Origin of the sequence: Candidatus Koribacter versatilis Ellin345, from assembly GCF_000014005.1 — a bacterium.
Lineage (GTDB): Bacteria > Acidobacteriota > Terriglobia > Terriglobales > Acidobacteriaceae > Korobacter > Korobacter versatilis_A.
The window spans coordinates 2843701-2864916 of sequence record NC_008009.1; the positions used below are offsets into that span (position 1 = coordinate 2843701).

Annotated in this window: 24 protein-coding genes and 1 pseudogene; 2 read left to right on the forward strand and 23 right to left on the reverse strand. The window is 59.3% G+C overall.

What is annotated here, in order from left to right; all coding sequences use genetic code 11:
- Window positions 1-12: 12 nt before the first annotated feature.
- The 18 genes and pseudogenes from ACID345_RS12375 to ACID345_RS12460 form a co-directional block, all read right to left on the reverse strand.
- Window positions 13-354 (reverse strand): gas vesicle protein GvpG, encoded by a 342-nt coding sequence (locus ACID345_RS12375; RefSeq protein WP_049761883.1) that lies wholly within the window; start codon window positions 352-354, stop codon window positions 13-15.
- A 2-nt stretch (window positions 355-356) separates the two neighbouring features.
- A complete protein-coding gene (locus ACID345_RS12380) occupies window positions 357-1295 on the reverse strand; it encodes a GvpL/GvpF family gas vesicle protein (protein ID WP_041855672.1) in 939 nt (312 codons plus the stop codon).
- A complete protein-coding gene (locus ACID345_RS12385; protein WP_011523204.1) occupies window positions 1267-1668 on the reverse strand; it encodes a response regulator in 402 nt (133 codons plus the stop codon). The genes ACID345_RS12380 and ACID345_RS12385 overlap by 29 nt, the downstream gene beginning before the upstream one ends.
- 10 nt (window positions 1669-1678) lie before the next feature.
- A complete protein-coding gene (locus tag ACID345_RS12390) occupies window positions 1679-3778 on the reverse strand; it encodes a PAS domain-containing sensor histidine kinase (protein ID WP_011523205.1) in 2100 nt (699 codons plus the stop codon).
- 114 nt (window positions 3779-3892) lie between these two features.
- A pseudogene (gvpA, locus tag ACID345_RS26335) lies at window positions 3893-4102 on the reverse strand (gas vesicle structural protein GvpA); the annotation flags it as partial.
- A gap of 24 nt (window positions 4103-4126) precedes the next feature.
- Window positions 4127-4486 carry a gas vesicle protein gene (locus tag ACID345_RS26340; protein WP_011523207.1) on the reverse strand — a complete coding sequence of 120 codons (360 nt, stop codon included), beginning with the start codon at window positions 4484-4486 and terminating at the stop codon, window positions 4127-4129.
- Between the two features lie 325 nt (window positions 4487-4811).
- The gene (locus tag ACID345_RS12405) at window positions 4812-5174 is read right to left on the reverse strand and encodes a gas vesicle protein K (RefSeq protein ID WP_011523208.1); all 363 of its coding nucleotides are present in this window, start codon (window positions 5172-5174) and stop codon (window positions 4812-4814) included.
- Window positions 5171-5827: a GvpL/GvpF family gas vesicle protein gene (locus ACID345_RS12410; protein ID WP_011523209.1), complete on the reverse strand. Its 657-nt coding sequence runs from the start codon at window positions 5825-5827 to the stop codon at window positions 5171-5173. Before ACID345_RS12410 ends, ACID345_RS12405 begins: the two co-directional genes overlap by 4 nt.
- Before the next feature lie 5 nt (window positions 5828-5832).
- Window positions 5833-6090, reverse strand: coding sequence for a gas vesicle protein (locus ACID345_RS12415; RefSeq protein ID WP_011523210.1), 258 nt, complete (start codon window positions 6088-6090; stop codon window positions 5833-5835).
- A complete protein-coding gene (locus ACID345_RS12420; protein ID WP_011523211.1) occupies window positions 6083-6862 on the reverse strand; it encodes a GvpL/GvpF family gas vesicle protein in 780 nt (259 codons plus the stop codon). The genes ACID345_RS12415 and ACID345_RS12420 overlap by 8 nt, the downstream gene beginning before the upstream one ends.
- Complete coding sequence (locus ACID345_RS12425) at window positions 6847-8751, reverse strand: ArsA family ATPase (protein ID WP_011523212.1); 1905 nt, start codon at window positions 8749-8751, stop codon at window positions 6847-6849. Before ACID345_RS12425 ends, ACID345_RS12420 begins: the two co-directional genes overlap by 16 nt.
- 37 nt (window positions 8752-8788) lie before the next feature.
- The gene (locus tag ACID345_RS12430; protein ID WP_011523213.1) at window positions 8789-10282 is read right to left on the reverse strand and encodes an ATP-binding response regulator; all 1494 of its coding nucleotides are present in this window, start codon (window positions 10280-10282) and stop codon (window positions 8789-8791) included.
- Window positions 10283-12094, reverse strand: a complete 1812-nt coding sequence (locus ACID345_RS12435; RefSeq protein WP_011523214.1) for an ATP-binding protein — start codon at window positions 12092-12094, stop codon at window positions 10283-10285.
- Between the two features lie 2 nt (window positions 12095-12096).
- Complete coding sequence (locus ACID345_RS12440) at window positions 12097-13125, reverse strand: ATP-binding SpoIIE family protein phosphatase (protein ID WP_011523215.1); 1029 nt, start codon at window positions 13123-13125, stop codon at window positions 12097-12099.
- Window positions 13116-13520 (reverse strand): anti-sigma regulatory factor, encoded by a 405-nt coding sequence (locus ACID345_RS12445; RefSeq protein WP_011523216.1) that lies wholly within the window; start codon window positions 13518-13520, stop codon window positions 13116-13118. The genes ACID345_RS12440 and ACID345_RS12445 overlap by 10 nt, the downstream gene beginning before the upstream one ends.
- 3 nt (window positions 13521-13523) lie before the next feature.
- On the reverse strand, window positions 13524-13952 hold the full coding sequence (locus tag ACID345_RS12450; protein WP_011523217.1) for an STAS domain-containing protein: 429 nt from the start codon (window positions 13950-13952) through the stop codon (window positions 13524-13526).
- A 9-nt stretch (window positions 13953-13961) separates the two neighbouring features.
- On the reverse strand, window positions 13962-14828 hold the full coding sequence (locus ACID345_RS12455) for an STAS domain-containing protein (protein WP_011523218.1): 867 nt from the start codon (window positions 14826-14828) through the stop codon (window positions 13962-13964).
- Window positions 14829-14969: 141 nt separating this feature from the next.
- Window positions 14970-16034, reverse strand: coding sequence for a hypothetical protein (locus tag ACID345_RS12460; RefSeq protein ID WP_011523219.1), 1065 nt, complete (start codon window positions 16032-16034; stop codon window positions 14970-14972).
- 160 nt (window positions 16035-16194) lie between these two features.
- Between ACID345_RS12460 and ACID345_RS25510 the strand changes: the two genes are divergently transcribed.
- Together ACID345_RS25510 and ACID345_RS25515 are read left to right on the forward strand one after the other, a co-directional pair.
- Window positions 16195-16659 carry a DUF2062 domain-containing protein gene (locus ACID345_RS25510; protein WP_187148820.1) on the forward strand — a complete coding sequence of 155 codons (465 nt, stop codon included), beginning with the start codon at window positions 16195-16197 and terminating at the stop codon, window positions 16657-16659.
- A gap of 124 nt (window positions 16660-16783) precedes the next feature.
- Entirely contained in the window at window positions 16784-17650 is an 867-nt protein-coding gene (locus ACID345_RS25515) for a CPBP family intramembrane glutamic endopeptidase (protein ID WP_049761885.1), read from the forward strand.
- Between the two features lie 302 nt (window positions 17651-17952).
- Here the strand turns inward: ACID345_RS25515 and ACID345_RS12475 are convergent, their stop codons facing one another.
- The 5 genes from ACID345_RS12475 to ACID345_RS12495 all read right to left on the reverse strand — a co-directional run bounded on the left by ACID345_RS12475 (window position 17953) and on the right by ACID345_RS12495 (window position 21167).
- Window positions 17953-18444: a DUF1801 domain-containing protein gene (locus tag ACID345_RS12475; protein ID WP_011523222.1), complete on the reverse strand. Its 492-nt coding sequence runs from the start codon at window positions 18442-18444 to the stop codon at window positions 17953-17955.
- Window positions 18441-18878 (reverse strand): YciI family protein, encoded by a 438-nt coding sequence (locus ACID345_RS12480; protein WP_011523223.1) that lies wholly within the window; start codon window positions 18876-18878, stop codon window positions 18441-18443. Before ACID345_RS12480 ends, ACID345_RS12475 begins: the two co-directional genes overlap by 4 nt.
- Before the next feature lie 211 nt (window positions 18879-19089).
- Entirely contained in the window at window positions 19090-19863 is a 774-nt protein-coding gene (locus ACID345_RS25520) for a hypothetical protein (RefSeq protein ID WP_011523224.1), read from the reverse strand.
- A gap of 59 nt (window positions 19864-19922) precedes the next feature.
- Window positions 19923-20207, reverse strand: coding sequence for a DUF2277 domain-containing protein (locus ACID345_RS12490; protein ID WP_011523225.1), 285 nt, complete (start codon window positions 20205-20207; stop codon window positions 19923-19925).
- Window positions 20208-20264: 57 nt separating this feature from the next.
- The gene (locus ACID345_RS12495; protein WP_011523226.1) at window positions 20265-21167 is read right to left on the reverse strand and encodes a 5'-3' exonuclease; all 903 of its coding nucleotides are present in this window, start codon (window positions 21165-21167) and stop codon (window positions 20265-20267) included.
- Between the last annotated feature and the right edge of the window lie 49 nt (window positions 21168-21216).

A 21216-nucleotide genomic window follows, 5' to 3' on the forward strand; every position in this document is an offset into this window, starting at 1 on the left:
ATTCAATCGCGACTATTCGTGATCCACAAAATCGTCTGGTGCGCTCACTTCGAGAGTCGGCATATTGCCCTGCCCGAAGACGCGTGCCTCGCCTTCCATGCTGTCGGGATCTACGCCGGCGAGTTCCATTTTGTGGCGTTGGATTTGACGCAGGCGCACGAGGATTTCGCGTTCCAATTCGACGTACTCGTCTTCCGTGATCTCGCCACCCTCAAGCCTGATCTGCAGGTGCAGCAGCTCTTCTTTCAGCGGCGCATCGTTGGTCCACTCCTCTTCGGCAGTCTTGATCAAAGTTCGCATGATGAACTTGAACCCCGACAACGGCGCGAAGAGGAGATCGTCTATCAGCAGCATGGTTAGTTCGCAGTTCCCCGCTCAAGCTTCAGGCGGATGTTTACGAAGTTGTACGGCGGCCACGGGCCCGTGTACTTGAAGTTCAAGCGGTCGCCGAATTTCTTGGCGATGCGGTTGACTGCCGCGTCGAACTCGGCTTCGCGCTCACGCTGAATGAGGAAGGCCGCGTTCATGATCATCTTGTCGCCGATGGGCTTGTTGTCGCGGCTGGCCACGCAGACTCCGCGGAGATCTTCGTAAATCTCGCGGACGTACTCAGTGGAGCGCTCCGATAGCGCCTTCTCGATCATGCGTCCCAGCTGCATTCTCGCGAGGTACGTACTTTGCAGGTGCTTCCGCGTAATTTCCTGGTGGAAGCGATGGATCTCTTCGTGCTCTTTCTTGAGCTCGTCGATGATGTGGTCGCGTTCCCACATGACTTTCAATCCGAACTCGACTTTTCCTTCCATCTGCTTCAAAACGTCTTTCAGCGATGGATAGATGGAGCGCAGCACTTCGCGGATGTCGTCGTCAGTGCGGAAAACGGTACCGAACGACATCGGGATGATGGTGTGCTGCTTCATCACGGTTTCGATGACGTGCTCGTGCGCCAGCGCGTTCTCTCGGGTGGGGTCGAAGATGAACACAGGCGTTTTGCTGATGACCGCGGAGATGTCGCCGTGCGCCACGCTGTATACAAGCTCGCCGGTGCCGCCGATGCCCATTTTGCCGAAGCTCATTGCATCTTTGCTCTGGATGATGCCGTACACGTAGCGGCCTTCCTGGCGGGAATCCACCAGGGTGAGGTTGGTCTGCGGCGCGGTGGCTGCCGATTGCCGCGGGCTTTGCACCGACACCGGCATGGTTTCTTCCCGGTGCGACTTCACCGGCGATTTCGCCTTCGCAGACTTTGCAGGCTTCGCCGGTGCTTTCTTAGCCGCCGTGCGCTTCACTGGACTCATGATTTTTCCTTAAGAGTTCCACAATTACTTGCAGGAGTTGCTGAATATCAATGGGCTTGAACAGCACCGGGATATGTTCTGCTTCCGCGCGCTCGTTGGCTTCCACGCTGGCGTATCCGGTCAGCAGCACCGCCGATAGATCCGGATCCAGGTCTCGGCCGAACTGGATGACGTCGAAGCCGCTCTGCTGTTTTTCCAGCGACAGGTCGCATAGCAGCAGGTCCACGTTGCCCTTCTTCAACACCGTGCGCGCTTCTTCCGACGAGATAGCGGCGCTCACGGTGTAGCCCTGCTGTTGCAGGATGAGCCGGTAGGTCACGAGCACGTTGGGCTCATCGTCCACCACCAGGATGTGCGGCTTACTGTCCGTCACGAAACCCTCATTACGGCACCAACGGAAATTCCATCCGGAAGACCGTGCCGTGGTCCACCTTGCTACGCACTTTCAACTTGCCACCGTGGTTCTCGATGATTCCCTTCACAATCCACAATCCGAGGCCGGTACCGCGTTCGCCCTTCGTCGTGACGAATGGCTCGAACATCGTGGCGACCATGTTGGGCGGAATGCCGCAGCCACTGTCGGCGATGACGATTGAAATTACATCGCGTGTTCCGTTCTTCTTCACCCGGGTGCGGATGCGGAGCTTGCCGCCCTGCGCCATGCTGTCTTTGGCATTCACCACCAGGTTCGACAGCACCTGCCGGATCTGGTCGGCGGAACCCATCACCGGCGGTAGGTCGCCCATATCTCTTTCCACGCGCACTCCGGCACGCTCAAGTTGGCGCGAAAATAACATCAAGGTATCTTCGACAACGCTATTCACATCTACGTTGCCTACCTGCTCGGTATTCCGGTACAGGCCGAGCATTTGGCGGACAATTCGCGCTACGCGCTCGGTTTCAGTTTTCAGGATCTGGTACACGGGCTGCGAATCGTCGCGGATGGCGTCCTGCAGGAGGAAGATGCAGTTCTTGATCGCCTCCATCGGATTGTTGACTTCGTGCGCGATGGTGCCGGCCATGCGTCCGGCGACGGCGAATTTTTCCATCTCGAGCATGCGGCGCTCGAGCTTGAGCTGCTCGAGGCGGCGCACGGCGCTGAGGTCGCGGAGCACCGACACGGTGTACGCCACCATGCCGCGCTCGTCGTAAATTTTGCCGGAACGCGCGTCGTACTCGACTTCGGCTTCCGTACCCGGATTGAACAGGTGCAAGGGCGCGCTCTCGCGATCGCTGAAGGAATACGTGAACGCCGCGATGTAGGCGTCGAGCTTGGCCTGGTTGCGCATGTGGACCGCGGTACGCGCGCCCTTGTCCTGTTCGCCGAACAACTCGGCTGCCAGGGGATCGAGCAGGACGATTTTGGCGTCCTTGTCGCACACCACGATCGGGTCGCCGACGTTTTCGATGATCAGGTTCAGGCGGTCGCGGTCCTGGCGCACGACTTCTTCCGCAGCGGTCAGCAATTCGTAGTTCTGGCGCAGCTCTTCGTCCGCGCGGCGCAGTTCGGTCACGTCGCGCATCACGGTGACCATGCCGGTGCGACGGCCGTCGGGGCCGTAGCTGGGCGCCGAGACCGCTTCGAAGAGCACTTCGTCGCCTTCGATCGCGTCCACGAGGGTCATGTCGCGAGAGGAGTCAACCCCCGCCACCGCCATGGACGACAACGCCGCTGAGAACAACAGGTTGTTCAATTCCACGGCACGGACGCGGCCTTCGCTGACGTCTTCCGGAAGCTTGAAGAACCGTTCTGCGGCTTTGTTCTGGGTAATCACGCGATGCTGCGCGTCGGTCAAGATGACCGGATCCGCCATGCTTTCGAGCACCGTCTGCATCTGGCCGATAGTGGTCTCCATATCGGTCATGCGGTTGTAGTAGTGCTCGACCTTGAAGATCCGCGCCAGGTAGCGGTTCGCGAGCTCAATCAGCGCGCTGAGCTGGGCGAGGTCGCTGGGCTTGGCATTGGGCTTGAGTTCCACGGAAACGACCGCGGCATAGGCACGCATGTCGCAGGTGGCGCAAACCTGGTCAGGAAGACTCAGGCGCTGCTTGCCGTTGAAGTTTGTTACAGCCAGACAGACCGGCGAACCGGACCGCTCTGCTTCCCAGCAGGCAACGCGGTTGCGATAAATGATCGGGTGAACGTACTGTCCGCCCGCAGACTTTGGTTTAGCCGGAATGAGTTCGGGTTGAAGCGTGTGGAGGATACGGACAATAGGGTTCTCCATGGCGAAGAGCGTGCTGCGCTGCTTCTGGAGAGAGCCCCGGCTGCAGTTGAGCGAAGCGATGGGAGCGAGGGAGGAAGTCTCGAAATCCACGCGCGCGACGAACGCACTGCGGTGCCCGAGGGCGATGATCTCCTCGAGCAAGAGAGGAAAGATTTCCTCCGAGCGCTCCGCATTTAAAAGGCGCAGGCCTGCCTTACGTTCGCGTTCGGCCGGCTGTTGCGCTTCCGATCGCACTCGCATCTGTGGCGAAGCCATCCCCACGGACCCCCGACTGCCCCCCAGCTAGATGCGCCGCCGGCTTGGGCGCGCGGTACGACGCGTGGCGGGAGCTTCCACTACCACAGGTTCTTCGACCACTTCGGTCAGTTGCGGCCGTGAAACCAGGCCCGTCAATCCCACCGCATCGGCGTACTTCAGGTAGGTGTCGATGGAGGCGACGACGACGCGAGCTTCAACCGTGATCAGGTCAATGCCGACGAGTGAGATGCGCACCCAGGCATCAATGACGATGCCCTTGTCGAGTACTCGGTCAAGTACGTCAATTAGGCTTGAGCCGCCCGATACTCTTTCAACCGCCACAGGATCCTCCTGGAAATCCGTTCACTACTTGCGCGCTTTGGTCGTGCCCTTCTTTGCTGTACTGCGAACTGCTGTACTGCGAACTGTCGTACTGCGAACTTCGGCCCTGACGTCGCGACGAACCGCCCCAGGTACCGTGCCGGGCAATACCGATCTCGTGATCGGTTCCGGCATCGTCAGGTTCGGATCATGGCGCCACCAGTTCAGCCCGATCTGTTCCGCTTTGTCCACGGAACAAACCAGGAGGCGGATGCGGATGGTCAACAACTCCACATTCGCCAGTGAGATTCGTACGTCACCCGCGATCACCAACCCCTTGTCGAGGATGCGATCGAGAATGTCGAGCAGGTTTGCAGTGCCGGAGACTGTAGGTACACGTTCCATTTTTGTCTTTTATTCAAGGACGCGAGCGGAGCAACACAGGCCCTGTGGCCTTAATCCGTACCTTTGCGACGTCGAGCTGATCGCGAAGTTGGAAATCGTTTTGGCATCCTAACCCGCGTCAATCGCGGCTGTCAAACAATCCAACTATCGCGCCAATTCACGACATCCCGATGCTCCGCACTGCTTCCTTTCTGGGTCGTGCGGGCTTTCGGGCATGACCCAACGCACTGCTTAATGGGGGGAGGATACAAACAGTAAATCGTTCGATGCGAACCTGAGCTGCTGGTTTGCCTGCGATGAGAAATTTTTTTAGGGGAGTTGGCGATTATTCGTCGAGCAGTTTCCCAAGGGGGCCAAGGTCGAGGTTCAGGTCCTTGGGCGTCAGCCCGAACTCCCCAGCAAGCTGGTGGACCTTCTGTTCCAGCTTCATCAAGGCCAGACCCATGTTCTCGACCTGTTCGTCGTTGAGGCTGCCGCCTTCCATACGTCGGATGGCCTGCCGCTCCAAAAGCCGCCGGATCAGCTCAATAAGCCCCAAAACCAGCTTTGCCAGCCCCTGTTCGACGGTTTCAGGGTTGCAATCAATGCGCTCGGTCGAGCCGCCGGCTACCGCGTTGAGCTGCCGCTTGAGGTCGGCGACGGCCTCGGCAATCTCCGCCGGGGTGACCTGGACAGGCTGGTCGCTCATCCTTCGCCCTCCTGGGTGGGAACGAACTCGGTCGGCGGCCAGGGGCCAGTAAGACGCACTTCGAAGCCAGCCGGAATGGCGATCTGCCCGGCGGCGTTGCGGAATTCAGCGATCCGGCCCCGTTCCACGAGGAGGTAAACCCTGGTTCCCTGCTGAGTGTCTTTAACGTGGTGATCGCGCAAGTAATCGTCCAGGCCTTGGACGAGCCGTGATACCGCTGCGGTGGTCCGTTCTTTCAGGGCCTTCCGCGCTTCGAGGTACTCCCTACCCGACTCCGGGTCGGGAGGGAGCTTGATTTTGCTGACGATCCGCACTTCGAACTGCACCAGCCCTTCGCTCTGGCGCAATGCATCCGTGTACCAACTGGTCTTGTCTTCAAGATGAGTGCGTAGGTCGTCGATTGATTCGAGGATGGTAGGAAAACGGAATGGCAGCACCGTCCCTTCACGAAAGACCGCCGATACGAAGTGATGGAACTCGAGAGCGGCCTTGGTCACGTGTTCAGCACCGGAGAAGGTGTCTTCTTCTACCTCGGAGTACCAGGCGCGCAGGCCGAGGTCTTCCACTTCATAGACCATGCCCTGGCCAACGGCGGAAGTGGGAGCGTCCAGAAAGTGGTGGGCGAGCGAAACGCAATAGGCAAGGATCGGCATTTGATCTACCGGCCCTCGCATGGCCGGGCGACGGACTTCGGCTGCTGGAGCGATTTGTTTTCGTTCGATCGGCGTACCGTCTCGATGCCGGTCAGGATGACATTCAAGCCAAGGTAGATCAAGTCCACTCCCGCCAACGAAATAATGATAGTCCCGTGAATCACGACGCCCGAATTGAGCACGTGGTCGAGGATCTCGAGCAGCGAGACCTCATCGCCACCTTCGCCGCCGAAGATCATTACCCCGGTATCGGACTCAGTCATGCTGCCCCACAAACGAATACGGCGGCCAGGGGCCCGAACACTCTACGCGATAGTTGTTCGCGAGCTTGGCGGTGGACTTCTTTAACGCCGCCGCGAATTTCTTCTGCGCGGTGCGCTTCACGAGGAACGATCCGTGCCACACCAAGCTGGGCTGGCCCGCACTGGCTTTGCCTCCGGCAGCGGTGTCGGCACTGGCCTTGCTGAGAGCTTCCACGAACTCGGCCAAAGATGGATCTTCTTCCTTCTTACGGGGCATGACGGTCTGGGCTTTGCGCTTCAGGTAGTCGGTACCGCTGCTGGCTTCGATCATTGCGGGAGCTTTTGGCGTCGCCGTGCGGAAGATCTTGATGCCCCACTCTTCGGCGCCGGCAATCTTCTTGAACACCGATTGGATGCTCTTCTTCTGGCCCGCGATATGCTCTTGCAACGATGCTTCGCTGAGGAAAACCGTGCCGAAGCGTGCCGGCAGAATTTCGACCTTCGACGCTAAATCGCCGACAGCGCGCTGATGGCGGACGCCGATCGTGGCCAGCCACTCGAGGTTCTCCATGTTCTCAGCCAGACGGTCTGCGTATTCGCTGCGATCTACGCGGCTAATCCATGCGTCGAAGCCGCCCAATCGAATGGACTCGACGGCAGCGTTGCCGTCCACGGCCTCGGCGCGAATGTCGACGGACTTCTTCGCGGGCAGCGAAATGCCGTAGAGATAGAGCGCTCCCGCCGGTTGCTTCGCTGTCTTCTTCGCTGACTTCTTCTTTATTGCAGTCGCCATAGAGATTTGGTGAACCGTTGCAGCCCGCGCGCTCCTGCGATTTCCTCTGGCATCTCCGGCACGACAAATACCGGGAAAGCGCCGTCTTTCATCTTCGCCAGCGTTTGCCGCTGCCACGCCTGTGCGCGGCTACAGCGCGGGCAGTGGGTCTCGTCCATCAAGACGCGGTTGACGAAAACTCCCGCCACCGGCGCTTTCAATTCCTGCAAATCGCACAGCAAGCGACGCGTCTCCCGGTCCGGCAGCGGTTCTGCCAGCATGACCACCCACACCTGACTGCGTTTGGAATCGCTGAGCGTTGTCGAAAGTTCGCGCACTCGTTGCGAGACTGTCGCAATCTCCACGGCCGCATCGCGCGCGAGGGGTAGTGTACGGTGGTGCGCGAGGGTTTTCAACAAAACCCGCGCCCAACCCAATAGCCGTGCCGGGGTGCGCAATACTTCCAAGGCGTGGCCGGTGGGCGCCATGTCAATCTGCACCCGACCGCCGCGTTCTACGAGGTCGAGGATGCGAAAGGTCGCGAAGAGTTCGTCCACGCCGGGCGGCACCACGTCGAGAATTGCCAGGAAGAGGTCGCGCTCGAAGCTGAGATCGAGATGCACGCCGCGGACTTCGGTCGAAGTAGCGTCTTCGACCCTTGCGCGCATCTCTTCCGCCCAGCGCTGATACTCCCCAACTGCATCGATTTCCGCAGCGAAGAGTTTGGCGTCGTCTAACACCGGAGCTAGTTGGTTCGTGACTTCGGTTTGGAAGACGTCATCGAGTGACGGCGCGGGATCGATTGAGCAGATGCACACTGCTTCCTTCGCATTTTTTGCACGGGCGTGAAAGGCCATTGCCGCAGAGATGGTCGTCTTGCCGACACCGCCTTTGCCTAGCGTGAGAGTCAGCGGGGTGTTGAGTACGGGCCACTGCGCTTCTTCGATATCGAGTGCCTTTTCGCGCACGGGCTTCGACTGCTTTAGCCGCAGCGCCCTTCCCTCGAATACATGCTTGCCGAATGCCGTCAGCGCGTCGACGCCTGCGATTGGGCTGCCTGGGTCTTCGCCTGTCCGCAGCGGTACGCGCTTGAATTCCTTCGCGAGAAACCGTCTCGCTGCCACCGTTTTCTTCGCCGCCGTTGTACATCGCTTGCAGCCGGAAACCGCAGTTACAGCTCGGTTCAGCACGATCTCTGCGATCTCCATCGGAACCGGCGCTCGCTGAAGCTGCTCCCGCGCGCGAATGGCCTCATTCAACGAAAACTTTTCCGACGACGTCACCAGGAGCAATCGCGCGTGTTCGTGATCCAGCGACTGCGCCACTTTTCGCACCATTTCCTGCCAGCGCGCGACGTACTGGTTCTCGCTTACGCTTCCGCCGAAGTGGGCTGCCAGCACTGCATCGCGACCGGCGGAGACTTCCAGTAAGTGCAAGAAGCGCTCCAGGTGCGCTGGGAGTTCGAATAGGCGCAGGGTGTGGCCCATGGGCGCCGTATCTACGATCACTTCGTCGTAATCGGATTCGAGCAGGTCGTGGATCGCCAGCAGCGCCGCGACTTCCGCCATTCCGGGCAGAGCGCTGTCGAGCAGTGGCGCGATCTCGTCGCGCGTGAACAAAGATCCGCTCTCAAGGATACGTAGAATGCCTTCACGCTGCGCGGCGAGAAACTCTTCGACTGCCGCCGAGGCATCGAGTTCCCGGGCGTACAACGCACCTTTGGCTTTCAGTTTTTTTGGAGTATCGCCGAGCTTGGTTTCAAGCACATCGGCGAGCGAGTGTGCAGGATCGGTCGAGAGCAGCAGCGTCTTCGCGCGCGGGTGTGTGTTCGCCGTGTGCAGCGCAAGCGACGCCGCTACGGTCGTCTTGCCGACGCCGCCTTTTCCGATCACGAATGTGAAACTTGGCACGGTCTCTCAATCTCGCACGCCGCGCGCGACCGCGCAACTACGCGTGCGGATTCACCAGAGGCAGGAAGATGGAGAAGCAGGTCCCGTGACCTGCGCCAGATTGCGACGAGCGCACCCGCATATAGCCGCCATGCTTGTGCACGATCCCGTTCGACACCCACAGCCCCAGGCCGGTTCCCTTCTCCTGCTTGGTGGTGAAGAACGGCTCGAAGATCTGCTTGAGCTTGTTGCGGGGAATGCCCGAACCGGTGTCGCTGATCATGAAGCGCACACCCTCGCGCCCGTTTCGCCAGTCGCGGCCTTTATGGATGTGCAGCCAGATTCTCCCCTTGGTGCCGACCGCCTCCATTGCGTTGAGAATCAAGTTCGAGATCACCTGCCGCATTTCGCCGGCGTGGCCTCGCAGCATGATCTTCGCCTGGTAGCGACGGACCACTTCAATTTCGGCGGCCTTCAGTTTGCGCTCCATCACACCCAGCACGCCTTCGGCGACGTCGGAAAGGCTGAATTCGCCGGCGTTGCTCGACTGCCGATAAAACCCGAGCGTCTGCTTCGAGATGTGGGTCACGCGCGACAGTTCCGCCTGCGCCATGTCCACGTAGCGCCGCGTGTCGTTGTCGAGGCTGGGCGATACGCTGATCAGGTAAACGAGGTTGGTAATCGCCTCCAGCGGATTATTGATCTCGTGCGCGATGGTCGCAGCCATGCGGCCGGTGCTCGCCAGCTTCTCGGTCGCGCGCAGTGCTTCTTCTGAACGCTTGCGTTCACCGATGTCGCGGAACGATACGACGACGCCTTCGACCTCACCGCCGACTGCATACGGCGATGCCGTGTATTCGATGGTCAGCGGGTATCCGTCTTTTCGGACAAAAACCGACTCCAGCGTTCCCTTCAGATCTCCGGAAAACTTCGCAACCGGGCACGATTGCTTTGCGCATGACGACAAATTGCGGTGCACCAGGTCGTGAAAGCGGAAACCGCGGATGGTCTCGCTCGGATAACCCAGCAACCGCTCCGCTGCGCTGTTCGCGTAACAGATGCATCCGTCGCGGTCCATGCGCAACAAGCCTTCCGCGAGACTGTGCAGCACCGCATGAAGTTCCGCCCGCGCTGCTTCAATCTCTGACGTTTGCCGCGCGGCGCGGTCTTCGGCGGCGCGCATCCGCAGCATCGCCCTCACATTCGCCAACAACTCAGGGCCTTCCAGCGGAGGCGTGAGGTATCCGTCCGCTCCGCCTTCCAGGCCCATCACTTTGTGGCGGGGCGAAACATACGATGCGGACATCTGCAGGATTGGAATGGAACGTGTTGCCGGATCGCTCTTGATGCGGCGACAGACCTCGTAGCCATCCAGATCGGGGAGGCCGACATCGAGCAGGATGAGATCAGGGCGCGCCGATGCTTTCTGCAGCGCCTCTTCTCCGCTGGTGGCTTCTTCCACCCTGTACCCACCGGTCCGGAGCACCCGGCTGAGCGCGTAGCGCTGCGCGTCGGTGTCGTCAACGAGAAGGATGGTTGCGGCTTCCTGCAACTATACCTCCCGCCGACCGGCGATCATGTCCAGGCCTGCTTTTGCCATCGCATCATAAATTGCGCGCAGCGAGTCGTCCCGCGAAGAACTCTCTTTGGAGATGATTGCCACCGCGTTCATCAGGAGTCTTTCTCGCTCGTCGTCGTCCAGTGCTTTCGAGGTGTGGATGATGACGGGAATCGGCGCTGTCGTCGGATTTGCCTTCAGCTGCTGCAGGGTCTCTTCTCCCAGCATGCCGGGCATAATCAAGTCCAGGAAGATCGCCGCAGGACGACGGCTCTCCGCCAACTGCAGCCCCGATTCTCCACCTGTCGCTTCCATCACTCTAAAGTTCGATGCACGTAACAGGTTTCGGAGAACGTATCGCGATATCTCTTCATCGTCGATTATCAGTACTAAAGGAGATGCCTCCCGCAGCGCCGAAGCCGCAGCTGTACCCGATTCGTGCAGCTTCTCCATCGAATCGGAGTAGACCCGCGGAATGATTGCGGAAAACACCGAGCCTTTGCCCGTCTCACTCTCCAGAGATACGCTCCCGCCTAGTAGTTCGGCGAACTTCTTGGTGAGCGGCAGCCCGAGTCCGGTGCCCTTGTTCCGGCGCTGCAGCGCGTTTTCAATCTGCGTGAACTCCTCGAAGACGCGTACCTGGTCAGATTTCGCGATTCCGATACCGCTATCACGCACTGAGAAGATCACGGTATCGTGCTGACCCAATCGTGCCGTGACTGCGACTTCCCCGCCCTGCGTGAACTTCAGCGCATTCGAGATGAAGTTGCGCAGGATCTGGGAGACCTTGCTCTCGTCGGTCCAGAGCACGCCGATCTCCGGCGCGTCTTCAAAGGTCAACGAGACTTCCGGGTTCGTGAGCAGCGGCCGCAGCATGCCGCGCAAGGCGCCGAAGAGCGCGTTCACGCGGAATTCGTTCGGGTACACCGTCACTTTGCCCGCTTCAATCTTCGCGAGATCAAGGAGATCGTTCACTAGTTCCAGCAGCGTGTCTGCCGAACGACGAATGTAGGTGACCTGCTTCTCCTGTTCGCTGCCAAGGTCGCCGTCCACGCGGTCGAGCAGCAGCTGGCTCAAGCTGATGATGGAGTTCAGCGGGGTGCGGAACTCGTGGCTCATGTTCGACAGGAAGCGCGTCTTAAGTTCCGAGGTGCGCTGCAGGAAGCCGGCGCGCTCATCGAGCTCGGCATAGAGCGCCACCACGCCACGATTGGTGTCGTCGAGTTCGTGGTTCAGATGGTCGAGCTCCGCGTTCTTCTGGCGCAACTGTTCCATCGCAGCCATCAGTTCGCGGTTCTGCTCTTCCAGTTCGTTGAGCAGGTTCTTCGGCTTTTCCGATTTCAGCTTATCTAGAACCGCGCGGACTTCGGCTTCTTTAAACAGGCGGCGCGCTGATAATCGCTTCGACACGCGTACCCGCGTGCCTTTTCCCGGTGTGGACTCGATATCAAACTCGTCCATGAGTCTGCGCGTACCGATCAGTCCCATGCCGAGGCCGGTATTCAATACATAACGCCCACGCAGAATACGCTGCAAGTCCTCGATCCCCGGGCCCTGGTCAACAACTTCCACAACCAGGCTCTGCGGCTGGTCGAGGTGTCCGAGGCCGGGCGCCAGGTCGAAGTAGACTTCGCCTCCGCCGGCATAGCGAAACGCATTGCGCGCCAATTCGGAGGTCGCCGTCGCAATCCGAACCTGGTCCTGCGGGTCGAAGTTGAGCAGGGTACCGATCTCACGCGCGATCTGCCGCGCCTGGACGACATCGTCTTCATGATGCAGTGGCAACGAATAGAGGCGTGTGGACACAGCTAGTTCCTCTCTACTCTCTCGCGCGAGATCAGTACCGTCGCGTCATCGCGATGGCGGGTGAAGTCGCGGTAAATTACTGCCGCTCCCAGTAACGGAGAGCGCGACAGCAACCCGGGATACTTCAACAGGTTTGCCTGCGTCGAGATGCCGTCACTGAACATCAGCAGCGTCGCCCCGGCCGGCCATTCATACATGAAGTCCTGCATCCGCGCCATCGTATGCCCAATGATCCCGCTATGCGAAACCATGCTCTGGGATTTCGACGGGGTAATCACGGAACCGCTCACATTGCCTACACCGGCGAACTGCAGCTTCCGCTTGTAGCGGTCGATGGAAGCAACACTCATGGCTGCGCCGCGGGTTTTCCGTAATGCGAAATGCGCTTCTTCGAGAATGTCGATCGCGCTTACCGATTCCACTCGGCCAAACGCAGCCAAGGCCTCGTCCGCCGCTTCTGCAGCGCCGGGACCGTGACCGAGGCCATCCACGATCATGTAAATGGAATGGGTATTGGTATGACGTTCGGCCCAGCCATCTCCACACCGGGTTTCGCCCGGGTACGGCACCATCACCACGCCGGTATCCATGCGCGAATTGCGGGAATCCTGCGGCTTCTTGCCGGCCGCGATGCGGCAATGCACCACGGTCCCCGAGCCTGGGACAGAGTAGATTTCGAACAGATCGGACATGCGCTGCATGGCGCCCATGCCGGTACCCGGAGTTCCGCTCGTGGAAAACCCGTCACGCATGCACGCCTCCACATCCTGCATGCCTTTGCCCTTATCGAGTGCGAGCACGTCGAGGGTGGCGCTATCCGCGGAGCGCGAACCGCGCAGCAGCATCTCTCCGCCATGGCCATGCTTGACGAGGTTCTTGGCCGCTTCTGTCACTACGATGGAGGCCCGCCCAACGTCGCTTTCCTGCATGCCTTCCAACGCGGCCAGGCGCGCCGCTTCACGACGCGCCAACCCAGGTTGCGTTTCTTCCTGCACAACTATTGGGACGAAGTATGGGGAGCTCATTTCCATCGGGTGATCGTTATTCGCGTACCTTTGCCGGGAGCAGACTCAATCTCGAAATCGTTGACCAGGCGTCGCGCGCCTCCTAGTCCCAATCCCAAGCCGCCACCCGTCGTATATCCATCTTTGAGCGCCAATTGCACGTCGGGGATACCCGGACCCTGGTCATCGAAGATCAACCGCAGGCCCTTGCGCGGATTTTCTTCAATCTGGATGACGCTGACGGTGCCGCCCCCGCCGTAATCGAGGGTATTGCGGGCGAGTTCGCTGGCTGCGGTGACGATCTTAGTCTGGTCCACCAGGCTGAAGCCCAACGCCATCGCCGCCGAGCGCACTGCCTGCCGCGCTACCACGACATCGGTGGCAGTCTGTATCCCCAAGTGCTCTGTTTTGACGACGGGCATCTCTTACTCTCCGGCCTCGGCGTCCACTTCATCTTCTTCGCTGTCGTGCTCGTCCTCGTCGCCTTCGCCCGACATCTCACGCACTTCGCGGCGGATCAACTCCATGCCGCGCTCCACGTTGAGGGCAGCGCGCACTCCAGGCAGGGACAATCCCAGTTCCACGAGGGTGATGGCCACCGCCGGTTGCATGCCGACGACCACCGTCGCCGCATCGAGCACGCGCGACATGGCGGCGATATTGCCGAGCATCCGGCCGATAAACGAGTCCACAATCTCCAACGCGGAGATGTCAATCAGCACGCCGCGGGCACTGTGTTGAACGATTTTGTTGGTGAGGTCGTCTTGCAGCTGCATCGCCAGGCGGTCGTGCATGTCCACCTGGATGGTGACCAGCAGGAACTCCCCCATGCGGAGAATCGGTATGCGTTCCATGCGTGGCTCCTACGCCCTTTTCCCGTTCTTCTTTTTCTTGCCGAAGGTGCCGATCGAGTTCCCGGTGCGCGCCAGTGCGACTCGGAAAGCGTCGGCCAGCGTCGCCTTGGTGGCAACGTCCGCGAGGTCCACGCCAAGATGCACGATGGTCTGTGCCGTCTGCGGACGAATGCCGCTGATGATGCAGTCGGCGCCCATCAACCGCGCCGCGGTTACGGTCTTGATCAAATGCTGCGCCACTAGCGTGTCCACCGTGGGTACGCCGGTAATATCAATGATTGCAACCTCGGAACCAGTTTCGACAATGCGCTGTAGCAGCGACTCCATCACGATCTGGGTGCGGGCGCTATCGAGCGTGCCGATGAGCGGCAGCGCCAGCACACCGTCCCACAACTTCACGACCGGCGTGGAAAGCTCAAGCATTTCCTGTTGCTGGCGGGCGATGACTTCCTCCCGCGACTTCTGGAAGATCTCAGTCGTATAAATCCCGAGACGGTCGATGAGCTCGCCGATACCCCAGCTCTCATCGGCCAGCTCCTGGGGATTTGTGAGTTCCGCTCGCAGCACCGAGAAAATCGGCCTTTTCAGAGACAGCACATAGGCCGCAACTTCCGAGGGAGAAAACCCCTGCTGTGCGCGCGCTCTCGAGATCTCTGCCAGTTGATCGCGCAAACGCGACCATTCTTGTCCGCGGACTTCGTTGACGCTCCCGCTGCGCATGCCCTCCACGAGCAGCGAAAGCAACACGCTCGACTGGCTCAGCAGATCGCGGTCGTTCATCAGGTCGGTCCGCCGCGTGGCGGTCGACATCTCTTTCATCCAGTTTTGCAGGATGTCAGTTTCGTGCTTCCGAATAATTTCGGGAACTCGGCTCATGGTCGCTCCAAGAATGTACTTGGGAATGTTTGTACGGATTTCCCAGGATGGTGCCGCTTCAGCAAAGCGCAGTACGTGCGAAAGTCCCCTCACGCGGGGACAGCATTGTCTCACACAGAAAATTCCAGATGTGTCTCTGGATCAATGGCCGTTGGATGCGTAGTGCGGAGGCGGAGTTGTATCCGGAGGCTCTGCTGGCGGGCCTCCGGGCACTGGGGCTCCGGTCTTGCCGGTGTCTCTCGGATCGTTGGATGTGCCTGCGCCCGGGCGGGGGTCTTCTGGGTGTTCACCCGGCGCGAGTAGCGTGGGCTTCTTGCCGCGCTTCCCTTCACCTTCCGCCACGGTTTGCGGTTGCTCGGTCTCTTTCGCGGCGAGCTCGACTTCGGGTTCGGTCTTTACTACCTTCTCGCCGGTGACCTTCATCACCGTGAGCATGGCGACAGTCGGTCCGATAAAGCGAACGAACTTCACTTCTTCCGGCGGCGTGCCGTAGATCCACTCTTCGTAATCGCGCCCCTGGTCATCTTTGTCGCGATAGCGCTTCGGGGGACGTCCCAGTGAGAACTGGACCATGTCCTTGTCCATGCCGACCAGCACTTCATGGTTCGTGATGGCTGCCTGGACCTTGGGCGGCAGTTTCTTGGCGTAGGCTTCCGCCACGGTCATCGAAGTGAAGTCGAAGATCGGCGAGAGCATTTCTTTCACCTGATCGGGCGTGACGTCGGGAATGTAGTCGTGGAATTCAAGGACCACCACCGAGCCCTGCGAAGTCAGCGCCTGGCCATTGGGTTGCCCAATAGGCACTTCACCACCCATGCCGACCACGGAGATATGCTGATACCACTTCAACCCTTTGCGCGGACCGCCGTTGATCTCGAAGACGATCTTGTCGCCCTCGAAGCGCATGTCGGTGATGAGGATGCGATCGCCGGTACTCGCTGCGGCACCCTCTCGCGCTACAAGGTTGCCCAGCTCCATCGGTCCGGGACTGATCTTTCCGTCTTTGAGCTTGAGACCCTTTTTGCCTTGCGGAAAAGCGACTTTGGTATATGCGTGTTCGGCCTGGAGGGCGCGGATCAGCATCACGCGGTGCTCGTCGGTAATCTTCGGAGCCTTGTTGGTAGGTTGCTGCGAATTCGCAACGATGGAAGCACAGAGCACCCCCACGATTGCCAATGTGATCCGAAGTGCTGACAGCCGGCTCATGGGAACCCCGCGATGGGAGCCATTCTATACCCAAACTTGGGTGCCTGGAACGGTTCCTCAGCTCAGGAAATAAGATGCGAAACGGCTCCGGGACGCCTATCTATTTGCGCGGATGAACGTCGGCGCGCACGCCCTGCCTCCGGGCGCATCCAAGCACCTGATGATTGCCCGCAGCCGTTCGCTCACAACTAATACTGGCGAGTCCACCTCGAGAACGGCCTGGACCGTCGCCCTCGGCTTCGCCATCGGCCTCTTCCCCCTGCTCGGCGTGACCACCATCGTGTGCGCCATCCTCGCCCGCATGCTGCGACTGAAGCAGACGGCCATCCAGTTCGGAAACTACGCGGCCTTGCCGTTTCAAATCGCGTTGCTGGTTCCATTGCTCCGTCTAGGCGAGCGCATCACCCACGCACAACGGTTTGTCTTCGACCCTCCAGCGCTGCTGCAAGGCTTCCCGCATATCCCAGAATCCACCGCGCGTGCCGTGGTCATGGCCCAGTGGCACATGATTGCCGGCTGGGCGTTATTGGCTCCCCTGGCTTTCGTGCTGGCAGGACTACTCGCGCAAGCGGTGTTGCGACGACGTGAGCGAGGTGGAATTGTGGTGGGTCGGCGCGCGGCCTAGGCGGGTACATGGTCCACACGAAGGCAACGGCCGGGCTCGAAGATCGCGCTTCCCTGATTTCCCCAGATCTCCAATGCTGCGAATACAGGCGGCTTGGCGAACGTTTGGAGTAGAATCCTGCGCCATGCAGCGCCTTCGCGCTTTAGGTCGCTTCGGCCTCTTCGTGTTCCTGTACTGGCTGGTCGGCGAAGGCCTCAACCGACTGCTTCCACTGATTCACTTTCCTGATCGTGCTTTCACATGGAATGCCATACTCGCCAATGAATTCCTCGACTTCGCCCTGGCGGCGTTCGTCGCCGCAATACTGGCACTCATCTTCCGTGAACGTTTCTCCTCTTATGGACTTCCACTCCATGCCGATGTTGGTCGTCTCATGCTCAAAGGTGCGCTCTGGGGATTTGTTCCGTCGCTGCTAATCTTGATTCCGCTTTTTGCCGTTGGAGCGTGCTCCTTTCACGGCCTTGCGGTGCATGGCGGTCAACTGATCTTCTACGCGATCGTGTGGGCCGCGGGGATGCTTGGCGTCGGTTTCGCGGAAGAGTTCCTGTTTCGCGGCTACGCGCAAAAAACTCTCGCAGAGGCGATCAGCTTCTGGCCGGCGGCGATTTTCCTCTCCGCCCTCTTTGGCTTCATCCACTTCTTTTTTAAGCCCCAGGAAGATTGGATTGATCCCACCAGCGTTGCGCTCTATGGAATTTTCTGGTGCCTCACTCTGCGGCGCACCGGCAGTCTCTGGTTTGCCATCGGATTTCATGCCGCATCCGATTACGCAGACATCATCGTCTTCGGCGAACCGAATACTGGCAACCAGGGTCAACCGGTTCCGGGACACTTGCTGGACATCCGCTACCACGGCCCCGATTGGCTCACCGGGGGACCTCGCGGAACAGAGGCTAGCTTGTTAGTCTTTGTCGTGCTCGGCGGACTTTTCTACTTTTTCAACCGAGCTTATCCAGCGAAGAAACTGGACGCCTCCGCGGCTGAACGCTGAATCCATGGTCCAAGATGGTACCGGTTACCAACTGCTATGAATTGACGGCTCGTTCTTCGCAACTCTGCGGGCGTAAGGATTGTTCGATGGCGCTTCCCTTCTTAGCGATCTTCATCGCGTTTTGAGCGACTCTCCGCCCATCCAGCTAACAACAGATAAATCGCAGTCCCAACTACGAGCGCACCGGTCAACCACGACGTTGCTATCCGCACTATGGGCCTCCAATGATTAGCGTAGGTCGGTGCCCGCAACTCTCACCACGAATTATTTAGATAGGAGCGAGAAACTCGTCGCGGTGACGACTAGGAGGCGTCCTGCTTCGCCTTCTTCGCCTGGCCTGACTTGGTCTTCAGCCGCGATTCCTCGTACATCTCGATCCGCTTCTCGCTCGAAATTGCCGCGATCAGTTTGCCAATCGCTTCCAGCGGCAAGTCGTCTGGCCTCTCGAAGTGGACGCAGCACTTCCCCATGTCGAGCTTCTTCCCTGCCGCTTTGAACGCTGCTTTCAGTTGGTCGAGCTGGCTCGCACTCCAGAACGCGCCCATCAGGTAGAGAGAGAAGTAATTTTTCTGCGACGACAGCGCGACGTAACAGATGGGTTGCTTGTTATAAGTGTCCGGATAGCGAGACAGCGGGATCGTCCAGCCGATCGTGCCCCAGACGAGGCACTCCTCGTAGCCGCGTGGAATGTGCTGGTTCACGAAGGCGCGCACGGTCGCGACGGTCTTCGCGCGATCGGCCGGTAGTGAGGCGACGTACTGCGCGGGCGTCTTGACGTTCGCTGCTGGCTTCACTTTCTTGTCGCCTGTTCTGCCAGTTGAGCGCGGATTTGCCTTTCTTGCTCGATCTCTTCTTCGTTGAAGTTGGAGGCAAAATCTTCCGGCTCGAAGACCTGGCGGATTTCGACCTCGCCTTCGTCTCCACCGCAGAAGGGCATGCGCTTGACCCATCCAATGGCCTCTTCGAGGGAGTTCACCCGCAAGATCATGAAGCCGGCGATGAGTTCCTTGGTCTCGGCGAACGGCCCGTCGGTGATGATGCGGTTCGAGCCGGAGAACTTGACGCGCGCGCCTTTCGACGACGGATGAAGGCCGTCGTAACCGACGAGGACCCCAGCGGCCATCAACTCATCAATGTGCTTGTTCATCTCCTCGATCCCCTTCGGATCGGGGACGGCGCCTGGTTTTTCAGACTCTGGGGTGGCTTTGACGATCACCATAAATCGCATGGGTTTGACCTTTTCTGGATGGGGAGATTAACAGCTCTCTGGCAATAGGTCGAATGAGAGGGACGCGGATCGACAGGGCGGGAGGATTTTTTCAGGGAGGTTGGATGAGTGGGTGCCCCCACCTCGCGATTTCGGAGATGTGGGAAATCGATGCCGCTCAGATATTGCCGATTACTCGTGGTAAGGGGATTTATCGCCAGTAATTTGGGTCTTAATCCGTCGGCCAGCAGGAAACCGGGCCGTCGATTGAGCTTATTGTCAAAGGTTCAACCAGCAGAACCGATGCATGATATGCCACCGCAGAGTCCCAGTCAGCCCGTTCATAGCCGCTACAAACAGGTATGTCGGTCTGCGGGATGCCGAACTCTTGCCTGACCTTGTTCCAGCATTCAGCGGGTTTCTGCTTCAAGTTGCATTGGGCACGCACAACACGGAAGTAGGTTAACCGAGGAGCATGCTCAGATCCGCTGCTGATGCGGAAAGTGTCCGTAAGGTGCAGAGCTTTCTCGTAGTAATCAAGTATTGAAGAGTCTTCACAAATCCTTCGTCCCTTGTTGACATCGAAAACGACGAACGGCAATCCTCCATCAGTACCGTCTGGAGCCCCGAATATGGCGTAATTGTCCTTCGCTCCCCAGAAGTACCCGCTCCATTCTTGAGATTCGATCACCTTCTCATCGGCGCGATGCGCTAGCGCACAAGGCGCACTCGACGAAGAAACAATCGACAACCACTCCGCCCCTTTCTGACCCTCGTCGTATTCCTTCACAGCAAATTTGGAATAGTAGAAGCACGAGAGCTTTTTTCTGACCTTCCGAGATGGCTTGTAATACGGAGATGGGCCGAGATCAACGACAGCGGTTTTCAGGGGTTTGTCGAAGCCTGCATCGAGACTGGCTGGGCTCGCCTGACCGCGTGCGCACGCTACGAGGAGCAGCAATACGTAACAGAATTTCACGCTGACAATGTAGCTCTCGCAGAGCATGGGTGCAATTACTGTTGTGAACAGGGCTTACCACTACCTATTTTCTCCCACCCTAACCCTTACTGCGCAGTCTTTTGCTCGCCGAATCTCTTCACGCTGCGAGCTTTCAGTCGCGCTGCCTCTTCCGCCCGGTTCCTGGGGGGCGAATTTGTTTCGAGCGTATGCAGGAGGTCCGTCGAGACTTTCGAGATGGCCTCGATCGCGGCAAGGAACGCTTCTTCATTCGCCTTCGATGGCTTATTGAAGCCACTGATCTTCCGGACGAACTGGAGCGACGCCGCTCGAACTTCCTCGTGTGTGACTGGTGGATCAAAGTTGAAAAGCATCTTGATGTTTCGACACATCGTCCTGCGACCTCCGTTCGAGCCTGAGAGTTAGAGTACTGCCGATCTTTCAGCGACTCAAGATCGGCGCTTCGCCGGCGCTTTACGCGCCGACTTGCCGGCCTCTCCGCTGCGGCGCTCAGTCTTGGCTGCGTCGAGTCGGGCCGCAAGTGCTTCGAACTCCGGCTTTGGCCCACTCCAGCGTAGCTGCTCTACGTCATCGAACAACTGGATGTCGGTGCGCAGCGTTGCTAACGTACGAAATAGCAGGGCCTGCTTGTGCTGTTCGCTCAACGTAGCCGCCAGCGTACTCGCTCCGGCAACGTGCACTCCCCACTCGCGAGCATCGGGAGGAATCGATTCCAGGTGCAGAAATTTTGCCAGCACTGCCGAAGAAGATTTCGCGCCCCAACCTTTCAGTCCGGGGTAACCGTCCGCGGCATCGCCCACCAGCGCAAGATAGTCGGCAATCGATTCCGGCGTCACGCCAAACTTCTGCACCACGCCCGCCTCGTCCATGGGCACATTGGTTCGCCGATTGAGCTGCACCACGCGCGTACCAGCCACGCATTGCGCCAGGTCCTTGTCCGGCGTGCAGACGATCACCTGCTTCACGCGTTTGTTGGCCGCGGCGGCCGCGGCTCCGGCTGCCAGCGCGTCGTCGGCTTCAAATTCAATCATCGGCCACACGGTGATACCCGCCGCCGACAAAACCTCTTCCAGCAGGTGAAACTGCGCCAGCAGATCGCGCTCTACGCCTTCGCTGGTCTTGTATCCCGGCCATAAGTTGTTGCGGAAGGACTCGATGACGTGATCGGTGGCGACGGCAATATGGGTCGCCCCATCACGAATCATCCCCATCACCGACGCGAGCACGCCGCGGACGGCGGCCACCTCATGACCATCCGCATCTTTCGCGGAAGGCAGCGCGTAGTAGTGGCGGAAGAGTTCGTAAGTGCCGTCAACCAGGTAAACGTTCACGATTCAGCCATGATAGGGGAATTCGCGAACGGACGAATTAAGTCCCACT